The 12,930-nt window shown below is 74.3% G+C and carries 11 protein-coding genes and 1 pseudogene; 7 read left to right on the top strand and 5 right to left on the bottom strand.

Annotated elements, in window-relative coordinates; all coding sequences use genetic code 11:
* Positions 1-171: 171 nt before the first annotated feature.
* From DT057_RS04630 to DT057_RS04615, 4 genes and pseudogenes are all read right to left on the bottom strand, one after another.
* On the bottom strand, positions 172-915 hold the full coding sequence (locus DT057_RS04630; RefSeq protein ID WP_238313981.1) for a serine/threonine-protein kinase: 744 nt from the start codon (positions 913-915) through the stop codon (positions 172-174).
* A gap of 97 nt (positions 916-1,012) precedes the next feature.
* A pseudogene (locus DT057_RS37465) lies at positions 1,013-1,165 on the bottom strand (SDR family NAD(P)-dependent oxidoreductase); the annotation flags it as partial.
* A 195-nt stretch (positions 1,166-1,360) separates the two neighbouring features.
* The gene (locus DT057_RS04620) at positions 1,361-1,972 is read right to left on the bottom strand and encodes a hypothetical protein (protein WP_128560946.1); all 612 of its coding nucleotides are present in this window, start codon (positions 1,970-1,972) and stop codon (positions 1,361-1,363) included.
* 230 nt (positions 1,973-2,202) lie between these two features.
* Entirely contained in the window at positions 2,203-2,505 is a 303-nt protein-coding gene (locus DT057_RS04615; RefSeq protein WP_128560945.1) for a hypothetical protein, read from the bottom strand.
* A 289-nt stretch (positions 2,506-2,794) separates the two neighbouring features.
* On the opposite strand from DT057_RS04615, the gene DT057_RS04610 reads away from it, so the two are divergent.
* From DT057_RS04610 to DT057_RS04580, 7 genes are all read left to right on the top strand, one after another.
* Entirely contained in the window at positions 2,795-4,099 is a 1,305-nt protein-coding gene (locus DT057_RS04610; protein WP_238313980.1) for an MFS transporter, read from the top strand.
* 89 nt (positions 4,100-4,188) lie between these two features.
* Positions 4,189-5,301 carry a mandelate racemase/muconate lactonizing enzyme family protein gene (locus tag DT057_RS04605; RefSeq protein WP_128560943.1) on the top strand — a complete coding sequence of 371 codons (1,113 nt, stop codon included), beginning with the start codon at positions 4,189-4,191 and terminating at the stop codon, positions 5,299-5,301.
* Between the two features lie 10 nt (positions 5,302-5,311).
* Positions 5,312-6,397, top strand: coding sequence for a mandelate racemase/muconate lactonizing enzyme family protein (locus tag DT057_RS04600; RefSeq protein WP_128560942.1), 1,086 nt, complete (start codon positions 5,312-5,314; stop codon positions 6,395-6,397).
* Positions 6,398-6,438: 41 nt separating this feature from the next.
* Positions 6,439-7,635: an ABC transporter substrate-binding protein gene (locus DT057_RS04595; RefSeq protein WP_128560941.1), complete on the top strand. Its 1,197-nt coding sequence runs from the start codon at positions 6,439-6,441 to the stop codon at positions 7,633-7,635.
* A 126-nt stretch (positions 7,636-7,761) separates the two neighbouring features.
* Positions 7,762-8,622: a branched-chain amino acid ABC transporter permease gene (locus tag DT057_RS04590; RefSeq protein ID WP_128560940.1), complete on the top strand. Its 861-nt coding sequence runs from the start codon at positions 7,762-7,764 to the stop codon at positions 8,620-8,622.
* Positions 8,619-10,433, top strand: a complete 1,815-nt coding sequence (locus tag DT057_RS04585) for a branched-chain amino acid ABC transporter ATP-binding protein/permease (RefSeq protein WP_128560939.1) — start codon at positions 8,619-8,621, stop codon at positions 10,431-10,433. Before DT057_RS04590 ends, DT057_RS04585 begins: the two co-directional genes overlap by 4 nt.
* Positions 10,434-10,541: 108 nt before the next feature.
* On the top strand, positions 10,542-11,171 hold a 630-nt coding region (locus tag DT057_RS04580; protein ID WP_162501316.1), incomplete at its 5' end, for an ABC transporter ATP-binding protein.
* A gap of 70 nt (positions 11,172-11,241) precedes the next feature.
* Here the strand turns inward: DT057_RS04580 and DT057_RS04575 are convergent.
* Positions 11,242-12,519 (bottom strand): hypothetical protein, encoded by a 1,278-nt coding sequence (locus DT057_RS04575; RefSeq protein WP_128560937.1) that lies wholly within the window; start codon positions 12,517-12,519, stop codon positions 11,242-11,244.
* Positions 12,520-12,930 lie beyond the last annotated feature (411 nt).

The raw sequence follows: 12,930 nt of genomic DNA, 5'->3' as shown, positions 1-12,930 counted from the left end.
GCCGATGTCAAGGAGGTCTCACAACCAGACATGCAGGTGCGCTCGAGTCCTTGTTGACAGACCAGGTATATTGCCGGCTCAGAGCGAGAGAGCGGAGACCAGGACCCGGCGGGAACTGCTGGTCCGATGGTGTATGTGCTTGTGTCAGGTTGCCGATGGCCGGTCCAATCGCTAATTTTTAGTGGACGATAAGCGCGGGGAATGGGTTGCGGGGCGAAACCCGCCGCGGCGGGCTCGCGTTCCGTCTGGTGTCGCTCTCGGCGCGGCAAACGGCCTCCGCGGAATGACACGGACGTTGGATCCGTGCCTTTGGTGCTCTATCCGGGACCAGTCGGGGTGCGCCCGCAGCCAACCGGCGACCGCGCCGCCGCGCAACCACGTGTACGGCGCCCCCGCATCGAGCACGAGCGGAACGCTCGTCCCTGCGATGCGCGCCTCGACCGTCACAACCCCGGTCTTCGGATCGACCCGGGCCGGCACGGGCGTGCCGACGGGGTTGAGTGTGCCAGGCGATGCCAGCGTCAGGGTCCGGGCGGCGGGATCGAGCACCGTCTGGAACTGGCTCGGCACGCTCGCCGGCAACACCGCCTCGACCGCCCACGGCGCGAACAGAAGGGAGAACAGGTCGTGCCCGTCGAGTTCTCCGGGACCATCGACACCGGCGTCCGCCGCCACGGTGAGCCGCACGTCGCCGAGGCGGACGGTGAGCGGACGACCGCGGTCGATGCCGAGAGCGCGGTGGCGCGCCTTAGACAGGACCGATGTCCGACGCTGGACGTGGTAGGTCGCCCGGCCGCCCGGGATGTCGAGGACGGCGCCCGTCGAGACATCGCAGCCAGGGCTCGCCACCCGGCGGGTCATGGCGGCTACCTCGGCGACGTCGGGGAACCGGCCCGTCGGGATCCTGGCCGTCATCGCGGCGGTGGGCTCCGGCGTCGTCCGGCGAAGATGTCCGTCTCGGTGAGCGCGGGCGTGATGCTGTTGGCGAGGACGCCGACGTGACGAGGTCCCTGGCGGGCGCCTTCGTGGAGCCGATGACGCCGGCCTTCGCGGCCGAACAGGCGGCGCTGCCCGGATGGCCTTCCTTGCCGGCGGGGGACGCGATGGTGGCGACCTGCCCGCAGCCGCGCTCGCGCATGCCCGGAACCGCGACCCTGCCAGCAATGGAAGGCGCCCGTCAGGTCGTGACGGGCCGGCGGGCGGCGAGGCGCCGGGCACTGCCGCGCCGGCCGCGGAAGCGCGCGAGGCGCATCAAGCCTGTCCTGGCCGGTCGGTCATCACCGGATGGCCGGGACCGCCGCGGCTGCGCGAACGTCCGCGGCGCCGGGAGAGGAGGGCCCGGGCTCCAGGACGCCGCCCATCAGGGCCGCCGGGCCGTCTCGAGGAGCTTCGGATCCATGGCGGCCAGAGCGAGCAGAGCCGCCGGCATCGCGACGCCGGCCCGGCGCATCTGCTGGGCGGCGGTGCGACACGCGCCGAGGTCGTCGCGACGGGCTGCCTCCTCGGCCTGCGCGGCGGCCTCGGGGCTCGGCCGGACCATTGCGGGCTCGGCCGGCCTGGCTTGCGGGGCCGGCGTGCCTTGTCCCGGCTGCTGGGCCGCCGTCGCGTTCGCGGCCGCGCCGGACGGCGCCGCGGCGTTCTGGGTCGCGCCCTGCGGTCCCGATGCGCCGGGCCCGGAGGATGTGATCTGGCCGCTCTGCCCCGACGTCTGCTGCGGCTGGCCCGCAGCGTCGGAGGGCTTCGCCTCCGCGCTCTCCTGCTTCGGCGCGTTCACCGCGGTGGCGAGCTGCGCCGGCTGGGCGTCGGATTTCTGCGCGGCGGCCGGCTGCTGCACGAAGGCGACGAGCTCCTGGCAGAGGTTGGCGGGCCGGCCGGGCACGGACGCGCCGGCCGGCTCGCCCTCGCCCTGCGCCGACGCGCCCGATGCGAGCAGGGTCAGGGTGAGCAGCGCCGGGGCAATTGGAACTCGCATCGTCTCAAACCCTCCAGGATCGAGCCTCGTCCCAGGACCAACGCGGCGGGCCTTCCCTGTTCCGGCGGAAGGACGATGCCGGCCCCCGGCACCCTTGCCGGCACCCTCGGCCAGCACCCTCGGCCGGCGCCGTCCGTCGTCCCGCCCGAGAGGCGGCGGTCGCGATTTCGCGGCCCGGGGACGCGCGCGAGGGGGCGTCGGCCCCGAGGCCGGTGCGGAGCCCCGGCGCGTCAGGCCTGCACGGGCTTGCCGCCGTAGGTGGCGAACGCGCCGTCCACCTTGTCGGCGACGGCGTCGTCGACGTCGGCCGACACGCGCAGCTTGCCCGCGAGGGCGGGCTGCCCCTCGGTCTCGGTCTTCTCGTGGCCGCCCTCGACGTCGGCACCCGCCGTCCTGATCCCGGCGCTGTTCTCGGCCGCCACGGGGGCGATCGTCACCGCCTTCCGGTCGATCCCGTACTCCTGAACGAGATGCTCGACGGCCATCTCGGCATCGCGCCGGGTCTCGAACGCGGCGGTTATGACCTTGGACATGCGGCGGCTCCTGTCGGGCGAACGATCCCGAGGACGGTGGGCTGTCAATCACGGCCGGCAGGATTGTGTTCCGGAGCGCCGGCGCCGCGCCCGGTCGGGTCACGCGGGCCCGGGCGCCCCTCGTCCCGCCGCGCTGGGCCGCCCCGGCGGCGGGCCCCGGCCCGCGCGGGCCGTTGTCGCCGGCCCCTCCGCCAGGCTACCGTCGCCGCAAGGACGCGCCGGCGCGGCGCGCGGCAGGGGAGGGGACCGGACGATGGCGTCACTGGCGTCGGCAAGCGTTGCGCAAGGCGTGGATCTGGCCCGGGAGCAGCGGCGCGTGCTGGCGGCGACCCTGGTCGGCACCGCCATCGAGTGGTACGACTACTTCATCTACGCCCAGGCCGCCGGCCTCGTGCTCGGCCCCCTGTTCTTCAGCCCCGTGGCGCAGGCCAACCCGGCCCTCGCCCAGATCCTGTCCTTCGCCACCATCGGCGTCGCCTTCCTGTTCCGCCCGCTCGGCGCCTTCGTGTGCGGCCATCTCGGGGACCGGTTCGGCCGCAAGGCCAGCCTCGTCCTGACCCTGGTCCTGATGGGGGTGTCGACGGCCCTGATCGGCCTCCTGCCGACCTACGCGCAGATCGGCGCCTGGGCGCCCGTCCTGCTGATCCTGCTGCGCATCCTGCAGGGCTTCTCCGCCGGCGGGGAGTGGGGCGGCGCCGCCCTCATGGCGGTCGAGCACGCCCCCGCCGGCCGACGCAGCCTGTTCGGGGCGTTCCCGCAGATCGGAACGCCGATCGGCATGATCCTCGCCACCGCCGTGCTGCTCACCACCACCGCGGCGATGCCCCGCGACCAGTTCGTCGCCTGGGGCTGGCGCCTGCCGTTCCTCCTCTCCCTCGCTCTCATCGTCGTCGGCTTCCTCATCCGCCGCAGCGTCGAGGAATCGCCGGTCTTCGCCGAGATGCAGCGCCGGCGCCGGGCCTCGGCGGCGCCGCTCGCCCAGCTCTTCAAGGGCCACAGCCGGCAGGTCGTGCTCACCGCCCTGATCTTCATGGCGAACAACGCGGCGGGGTACCTGCTGATCGCGTTCTTCATCAGCTACGGCCAGAAGTCCCTCGGCCTGCCGCCGAACGCATTGCTGACCGCCTGCACCCTCGCGGCGTTCGGGTGGCTCGGCTTCACGCTCGCCGGCGGCTGGCTCGGCGACCGGATCGGGCGCGTCCGCACCTTCCAGATCGGCTACGTCGCCCTGGCGCTCTGGGCGGTGCCGATGTGGTTCCTGATCGACTCGCGCAGCATCGGGCTGTTCTTCGTCGGCATCGCCGTGCTGACCGCCCCCCTGGGGCTGTCCTACGGCCCCCAGGCGGCGCTCTACGCCGAGATGTTCCCGGCGCGGGTGCGCTACTCGGGCGTCTCGATCGGGTACGCCCTCGGCTCGATCCTGGGCGGCGCCTTCGCGGCCACGATCGCGCAGTGGATCATCGCGACCTACGACCGCTCCTGGCTGGTCGGGCTCTACATCGCGGCCCTCGCCCTCGTGTCGCTGGCCGCGGTCTCCGCGGTGCGCGACCCCATGGGCGCGGACCTGTCCGCCGACGGCGGGCCCGGGGCGTGAGCGCGGGACCGGCCCCCGGCGCCCCTGCGGGCCGCGGGCGGCCCGGCACCCGGCCGCCCGCGGCCCGCCACCATCGCGAGGAGTGAGGCATGAGGATCACCGGGGTCGAGAGCCAGGTCGTCTCGCTGCCCTTCGGCATGGGCGGCCCGCCGCCGTCCTTCGCCGGCAAGGCCTGGACGCACCTCGACATCCTGCTCGTGCGCGTCGCGACCGACGAGGGGCTCGTCGGCTGGGGCGAGGCCTTCGGCCACGCCGGCATCCAGGCGACGCGCGCGGCGCTCGACGGCATCGTGGCGCCCCTCGTGCTCGGCCGCGGCGCCGGCGACATCGCCGGGCTGACCCGGGAGGTGCTGCACGCCGTGCACCTGCTCGGCCGCAACGGCCCCTTCGTGTTCGCGTTCTCGGGCGTCGAGATCGCGCTCTGGGATCTCGCCGGCAAGCGCTCCGGGCAGCCCCTCGCCGGCCTGCTCGGCGGGGGCGCCCGCGGCGACCTGCCGGCCTACGCCTCGCTCCTGGCCTACGGGGATCCGGCGCTCGTGCGGCGCAACGTCGAGGCGGCCTGCGCGGCGGGCTACCGGTACGTCAAGCTCCACGAGGTGACCCGGGAGGCGGTGGCGGCCGGCGCCGCCGCGGCCCGGGAGGCCGGGGCGCGGCTCATGGTCGACGTGAACTGCGCCTGGAGCGTGCCGGCCGCGCGCCGGATGGCCGAGGCCTTCGCGCCCCACGGCCTGCTCTGGCTCGAGGAGCCGGTCTGGCCGCCGGAGGACGCCCACGGCCTCGCCCGCGTGCGCGGGTGCGGCATCCCCGTCGCGGCCGGCGAGAACACCGCGGGTCTGCACGGGTTCAGGGCGCTCGTCGAGGCGGGCGCGCTCGACGTCGCCCAGCCGAGCGTCACGAAGATCGGCGGCATCGGCGAGATGCTGCGGGTGATGACGCTCTGCGAGGCGCACGGGGTCGAGGTCGCCCCCCACAGCCCCTATTGCGGCCCGGGCTTCCTCGCGACCCTGCACCTCGCCTCCGCCCGGGTCGAGCGGCCCCTCGTCGAGGTCCTGTGGCTCGACATGGAGGCCAATCCGTTCGATCCTTGGGTCAGGGCCGGGAACGGCCGCGTGCGGCTGCCTCCCGGTCCCGGGCTCGGCTGCGAGCCCGACCCGGCGGTGCTCGACCGCTACAGGGTCGGGCCCGTCGTGCGCACGACGTGAGGAGGGCGCCATGAAGGTCGAACGCGTCGAGACGCGTCCCGTCGTCCTGCGGCCCGAGAGGGTCATCGGGTCGGCCCTCGGGGAGATCGCGAGCTTCGGCTGCATCCTGGTCACGGTGCGGGCGGAGGGGCTCGCGGGCGAGAACCTCGTCTTCACGCTCAACAACCGCCGCACCGGGGTCCTGCGCGCCATCATCGAGGCGATGGCCGACCTCGTCGTCGGCCAGGATGCCGGCCACATCACCGGGTTCTGGTCGCGGGCCTGGCGCGACATCAACTTCCTCGGCCACAAGGGCGTCTCGGTCGTCGGCATCTCGGCGCTCGACGGCGCCCTGTGGGACCTGCTCGGCAAGCGGGCCGGGTTGCCGCTCTACCGCATCCTCGGCGGCGCCGGCGACCGCGTCCCGGCCTACCACAGCGGCGGCCTCTGGCTCGACCGCTCGACCGACGAGCTCCTCGCCGAGGCGGACCGCTTCAAGGCCGCGGGCTTCCGGGCGATGAAGATGCGCCTCGGCCACGGCCTGGAGGCGGACGTCGCCCGGGTGCGGGCGGTGCGCGAGGCGGTGGGCCCCGGGATCCGCCTGATGGCGGACGCCAACCAGGGCCTCACCGAGGTGGAGGCGATCCGCCTCGGGCGGCGCCTGGAGGAGTTCGGCCTCACCTGGTTCGAGGAGCCCCTGCCGGCCTGGGACCTGGAGGGGCTCGCCCGCGTGGCGGCCGCCCTCGACACGCCGATCGCCAGCGGCGAGACGGACTACACCCGCTACGCCTTCCGCCGGATGATCGAGCTGCGGTCGGCCGACGTGCTGATGCCGGACCTCCAGCGGGTCGGCGGCGTCACCGAGTTCATGCGCGTCGGGCACCTGGCCGCGGCGCACGACGTCCCGGTCTCGAGCCACCTCTTCCCCGAGCAGAGCCTCGGCGTGCTGGGCGCCCTCGCGAACGCGCACTCCCTGGAATACATGCCGTGGTTCTCGGACCTCTACCGGGAAGGACTGGACTTCGCCGACGGATGCGCCATCGTGCCGGAGCGGCCAGGGTTCGGGTTCACCTTCGACGAGGACCGGATCCGGCACCTGGAGCGGCAAGGCGCGTGACAACGGCGCCGGCCGGACGGGACGCACGGGAGGAGAACGCCATGGTGACGACGAACCGTCGGTCGCTCGTGCTCGGCGGCGCCGGCCTCGCGGGGGCGGCGGCCCTCGGGTTTCCCCGGCCGGCCCTCGCCCAGGGAGAGCCCCTGCGCATCGGCTGGCTCGCCGCCATGACGGGGCCGAGCTCGGCCCCCACGGTCGGCTTCAACCGCGGCGTGGTCTTCGCCGCCGAGACGATCAACGCGGCCGGCGGCGTCAAGGGCCGCAAGCTCGAGATCGTCACCCGCGACACCCAGGGCGACCCGACGAAGGCCGTCAACGCCACCCAGGAACTGATCAGCCAGGCCAAGGTCCTGGCGGTCTGGGGCCCGACCAATTCCGGCGAGTCGCTCGCGGTGACGCCGATCATGGCCCGCGCCAGGATGCCGAACATCCACCCCTGCGTGGTCGACAGCCTGATCGACCCGGTCAAGTTCCCGAACGCCTTCCGGATCGCCCCCTCGAACACGCAGTGGGACGACGCGGTGCGCGGCTACTGCCTCAAGGTGCTCAAGGTGAGGCGCGTCGCCGTCATCGGCGACACGACGGGCTACGGCGTGACCGCCGCGAACGCGTCCGCGGCCGCCTTCAAGCGGGACGGGGCCGAGGTCGCCTACCAGGGCAACATCGACTCGACCCAGCCCGACATGACCCCCGACCTGCTGCGCGCCCGCAACGCCGGGGCGCAGGCGATCGTGGTCTGGAGCGTCTCGACGGGCATGGACGCGCGCCTGTTCAACACCCGGGCCCGGATGGGCTGGGACGTTCCCATCGTCGGCCATCCCTCCCTGGCCTCCGGCGAGATCGGCGGCCTGATCGAGAAGCCGGCGAACTGGGACAAGGTCTACGCCATCGGCTACCGCAGCTGCTCGTACGACGAGGCCGGCAAGCTCGCGCCCCGCAGCCAGGACTTCGTCGCGCGCCTGAAGGGCCGGGTGACCCTGTCGGACACGCTGCTCTGGTGGGTGGCCGCCGGCTACGACGCCGTGAGCCTCGTCGCCAAGGCCGTCGAGGACACCGGCGCCACCACGAACGAGGCCATCGTCAAGTACTGGAACGGGCTCAGCCGCTATCCCGGCATCTTCGGCGACTACACCTACACGCCCCAGGAGCATAACGGCTACCCGACGGACGACGTGGTGATGTCCGCCGCCAACAGCGGCCGGGACGGCAGCTTCAGGCTCGCGCCGGGCTACGGCTGAGCCGGGTCCCGCGGACGGCGCAGGGTGGGCGGAGAGAGATGATGCGCAAGCCAGCAGACCCGGGCCCGGACGCGCGGCTCCGGCCCCGCGTCCGGGTCTAGGGCGGCCGGACCGGGGAGCGCCGCCGTGCTCGCCTCCATCCTCGCCTCGGGCCTCGCCGTCGGCGCCGTCTACGCGCTCATCGGCATCACCTACAACACGATGTTCTCGACCTCCCGCGTGATGAGCTTCACGGCCGGGCAGCTCGGGATGCTGGGGGGCGTGCTCGGCTCGCTCTTCGGCTTGCGCCTGGGGCTGCCCTGGCCGCTCGCGCTCCTCCTCACCCTGGCGGCCGGCGCCCTCGTCGGCGTGGTGACCGAGTTCGTGGCGGTGCGCCCGGTGCTCAGGAGCCTCGACCAGCACCTCTACGTGCTCTCGACCCTCGCCCTCGCGCTGATGCTCCAGCAGGTGACGGCGATCACCTGGAGCACGGAGCCGCAGCCGTTCCCGCGCCTCCTCGGCGGCTTCGGGGAGGACGTGCTCGACGAGAAGTTCTGGCTGCCGGTGGCGGCCTGCGCCCTCGTCGTCGCGGGGCTCGAGCTCCTCTACCGGCGCACCCTCGTCGGCCACGCCTTCCTGGCGGTGGCGGAGGACAACTTCGCCGCCCGCGCGCTCGGCCTGCCCGAGCGGCGCCTGCGCGTGATGAGCTTCGCCCTCGCGGGCGCGGTCGGGGCGCTGGCCGGCTATTCCGGCGGCGAGCTGCTGCTCGCCTTCTTCGCCAACGGGCCGCACCTGAACTTCTACGGCTTCATCCCGGTGGCGCTCGGGGGCCTCGGCAACAACCGCGGCGCCGTGATCGGCGGCCTCGTGCTGGGGCTGTTCCAGCAGGCGGCGAACTTCGCGGTCGGCGGGATCTTCGCCTCCGTGGCGGTGTTCACGATGTTCATCGTGGTGCTCCTCGCCGCCCCCCAGGGGCTCCTCGGCTCGGCCACCGCGAGGCGCGTATGAACGCGCCGTCCCGGCGGGCGCTCGGGGCGCGGTCCGAGGCCGCCGCGGAGCGCCCGGGCGCCGGCCGGCTCGCCGCCGCCCTGCCGTTCCTCCTCGTGCTCGCGGCCGCGGCCGCGGTGCCGCTCGCGGGCAACGACTACTGGACCCTGATCGCGACCCGGGCGGCGATCTACTGGATCCTGGTGTCGGGCCTGAACCTCGTCGTCGGCTTCGCCGGGCAGCTCGCCATCGGCTACGTCGCGCTGCTCCTCGTCGGCGCCTACACGACGAGCGTGCTCGCCGCCGGCACGGTCCTGCCGCCGGTGCCGGCCCTCGCGGCGCTCGCCTGCGCGGGGGGCGTGGGCGCCCTGTTCGGCGTGGTCGTCGGCCTGCCGGCCCTGCGCCTGCGGACCTTCTACTTCGCCATGACGACCCTGGGCTTCGCCACCATCGTCACGCAGGTGGCGCTCGCCTGGCAGGACGTGACCGGCGGCGGCGTCGGCATCGCCGGCCCGGAGATGCCGGCGCCCTTCGAGACGCGGGTCGGCTTCTACGGCTTCTGCCTCGGGGGCGCCGTGCTCTGCACCTGGATGACCCTCAACGTCGCGGGCAGCCGCCACGGCCGCGCCCTCGTCGCGCTGCGGGACGCCGACGTCGCGGCCGAGGCCGTGGGCGTCTCCAAGCCGCGCCTCCTCGTGGCCGTGTTCCTGTTCGCGGGCGCGGTGGCGGCGGTCGCCGGGGGCCTGTTCGCGTCGCTGCAGACCTACATCACGCCCGACGCCTTCACGTTCGACCTCTCGCTGCTGTTCTTCATCGCCGTGCTGATCGGCGGGCGCGGCTCGGTCCTGGGGCCGCTCATCGGCACGGTCGTCCTGACGATCCTGCCGGAGGTCGCGGCCCCGCTCGCCGCCTGGTCGACGTTCCTGTACGCGGCACTCCTCCTCGTCATCGTCGTCGCGGTGCCGGGCGGCATCGCCGACCTCCTCGACCGCGCCCGGCGCCGGCCCCTGCCGGCGGGGCGGACCATCGCGCCGCGCCCCGCGGCCCTGGCGGAGCTCATCGCCGGCGGGCACCGGCCGGCGCCCATCGCCCTCGAGGGGGTGCGCCTGAGCTTCGGCGCCGTGCGCGCCATCGACGGCCTCGACCTCACCCTGCGGCCCGGCAGCGTCCACGGCCTCATCGGCCCGAACGGCTCGGGCAAGACGACGACGCTCAACGTGATCTCCGGCTACTACCGGCCGCAGGCCGGCACCGTCGGGCTGGGGCCGCGCCCGCTCCTCGATGCGCCGCGGGAGGCCCGCGCCGCCCTCGGCATCGCCCGGACGTTCCAGACCCCGCGCATCGTCGGCGAGGCGAGCGTGATCGAGAACGTCATGCTCGGCGGCGGCGTGCGGGCGCGCGCGACCCTCGCCGAGTCGCTCCTCGCGCTGCCGCGGCACCGGGCGGACGAGCGGGCACTGCGGGAGGCCGCCCGGCTGGCCCTGCGCGCGGTCGGCCTCGACGGGCTCGACGACGCCCGCGCCGGGCGCCTCCAGCACAGCGAGCTCCGCTTCCTGGAGATCGCCCGCGCCCTCATGATCCGCCCGGCCTTCCTCCTCCTCGACGAGCCGGCCGCGGGCCTCTCGGCCCACGAGATCAAGCGGCTCGGGATCCTGATCCGCGCCGTCGCCGGGCAGGGCGTCGGCGTGCTCCTCGTCGAGCACCACGCCGACCTCATCTTCGACATCTGCCACGAGGTCACGGTGCTCAATCTCGGGCGCGTGCTGGCCTCCGGCACGCCGGCCGAGATCCGCAGCCACAAGGAGGTGGTGAGTGCCTATCTCGGCGCATGAGCCGGACCCCCTGCTGCGCGTGCGCGGGCTCGCGGCGGGCTACGGCAAGATCCGCGTGCTCCACGGCATCGACCTGACGGTCGGCGCGGGCGAGGTGGTGACGCTCCNCTCGGCCCCAACGGCGCCGGCAAGACGACGCTCCTGCGGGCGCTCTCCGGGCTCCTGCCGGCGGAGGCCGGCGAGGTCGCGCTCGGGGCGGTGCGCCTCTCCGGCCTCGGGCCCCGCGGGGCCGTGCGGGCCGGGCTCTCCCACGTCATCGAGGGGCATCGCGTCTTCACTGCGCAGACCGTGCGCGACAACCTCCTGCTCGCGGCCTACGACGTGCCCCGGGGCGAACGCGCGGCGCGCGTCGAGGAGGCCCTGGCGCATTTCCCGGAGATCGCCGCCAAGCGCCACGACAAGGGCGCCTCGCTCTCGGGCGGCCAGCAGCAGATGCTCGCCGTGGCCCAGGGGCTGGTGCAGCGGCCGCGCCTGCTCATGCTGGACGAGCCCTCGGCGGGCCTGTCGCCGGTGCTGGTCGACCGCGTCCTCGCGGTCGTCGGCGCCCTGCGCCGCCGGGGCACCTCCGTCCTCCTCGTGGAGCAGCTCATCGACAAGGCGCTCGCCGTCTCCGACCGCGTCTACGCGCTGGCGCAGGGGCGGATCGTCCTCGAGGCCCGGGCCGACGAGGCGGACCTCCCGCACCGCCTGGAGCGGGCGTATTTCGGCGCCGACGCCGTCGCCCCGCTGGACGCGTGAGGCGCTAACAGACCAGGCGAGAGACCGGGCGAGCCGGCGCCGGCCGGGGCTCCCGGCCGGCGCCGGGGCGTCAGGGCGAGCTCGGCCGCAGGAAGGCCGGAAGGCTGATCGCCCGCGGCTCCGCCGCGACCGCGGCGACGGCCGGTGCGCTCTCGAGATCCGGCTCCGGCTCGCGGGACGGACGGGCGGGCCGGCGGTTCGCGGCGGCCATGTCCTGTCCGGCCGTGCCGGGACGGGCCGCCGTCCGGCTCACGACGCTGCCGTCGCGGTCGATCCGGAACGCCCGCAGCCGCGCGAGGGCCGCCAGGTTGGGCGGCGAGGGCCGCGCCTGCGGGACGGGCACGGGTCGCGAGGCGGGCTTCGCCGGGCCGGGCCGGGCGTCCCGGTCGTTTCCGGCGGCGCGCGTGGCCGTCGGAGCCGGCGGGGCGCCCGCCTTCCGCGGCGGCGGGGCGGGGGGCGGCGGTCCGCGCCGGAGGGCGGTGGGCGGGAGGACCGCCTCGTCCCCGTCGCCGCTCTGGATCGCGAGCGCGCGCGAGACCTGGAGCGGGGGCTCGAGCGTGGCCACGACCGCCTCGACGAGCCGGCCCGTGACCGGCCCCGACGCGATGGGGGCGCCCCGGGGGTAGCCGGCGTCGATGATGTTCCGGAGGGTCTGCGCCGGCACTTCGCGGGCAGTGATGCCGGCCGCGACGGGGTACGGGATCTCGCTTCCCACCTCGACCGGACGCAGCCGCGCGGGCGAATCCGCCGCGGACACGCCCGGCTCGCGCTCCGCGAGGCGGGGCAGGACGCTGCCCGGTGCCGCGGTCAGATCGGGCACGAGGCCGGCCAGACCGAGCATCGTCTCGAACGCGACCAGCGCGTCCGGGGGGCCGGCCGGGAGTGCGTCGCTCGCCCGCGCGGTCGGGCTGCCCGCGTCGGCGACGGGATCACCGGCGACCGGGGCGTGTTCCGCCGCGCCCTCGGCCGCCTCCTGCCGGGCTTGCGGGGCCGGGGACGGCAGGGCGGCGCGCCGGGCGTCGCCGGCCTCCTCCGGCCGCTCCGCCAGAATGCCCGACGCCGTGCCCCCGTCGCCCGCCTCGCGGCCGGCCGAGAGCGCCTCGGCCGGCGGAGCCGCCGGGGAGGGGCCGGCCTGCGGCAGCGTGGGACCGGCCGCGCGCGCGGCGATCTCCGCCGGCAGCCCGCGCCCGCCCTCCGGTTCCGGCGCCCGCTGGTAAGCCTTCGCCTCCTGATAATCGAAAGTGGTATCGTCGGCGTACAACCAATTGTTGACGTCATCACAGAAGACGATGATCGCGAGCAGGCACGCGACCCCGAGCGCCCAGGAAAACAGTTTCGTAACCCCCATGGTACCTCCTGGGCGCGAGGTTGTATTCTACAACCCGCTTCATCAGCTTGACGGTTCGAGCCGCGCCGTCGGCAGCGAACGTCAAGCCGATGATATGGTTAGCAAATCTCACGGCTTTATATTATGTTAAGAACTGGATTTCCGACTGCAACATTAGCGTATAGGCTAGAAATAAAAGGTTTGATAAGTCTGACGCGCAGTCTTCATTCTCGGCCCGACAGCCGTTGCCATGCGCCGGCCGGCGCGTGGTAAACTGAACCTGCGCGATGATCTTGGGTCGGGACGCGTTGATGGGCCAGACGCACCGTCGTCATGCCGGGAGACGCGGCCCTTCTCCTCGGGCGGCCGGGTTCCAGAGCCGGGCAGGGGACCTCGCCGGCTCCGTCACGGAATCGTCGCGCGGGGAGTTGA

It is taken from the genome of Methylobacterium crusticola (assembly GCF_003574465.1).
Taxonomy (GTDB): Bacteria; Pseudomonadota; Alphaproteobacteria; order Rhizobiales; family Beijerinckiaceae; genus Methylobacterium; species Methylobacterium crusticola.
The sequence above is the reverse complement of the archived record's forward strand: the minus strand, read 5'-3'. Positions and strand labels throughout refer to the sequence as shown.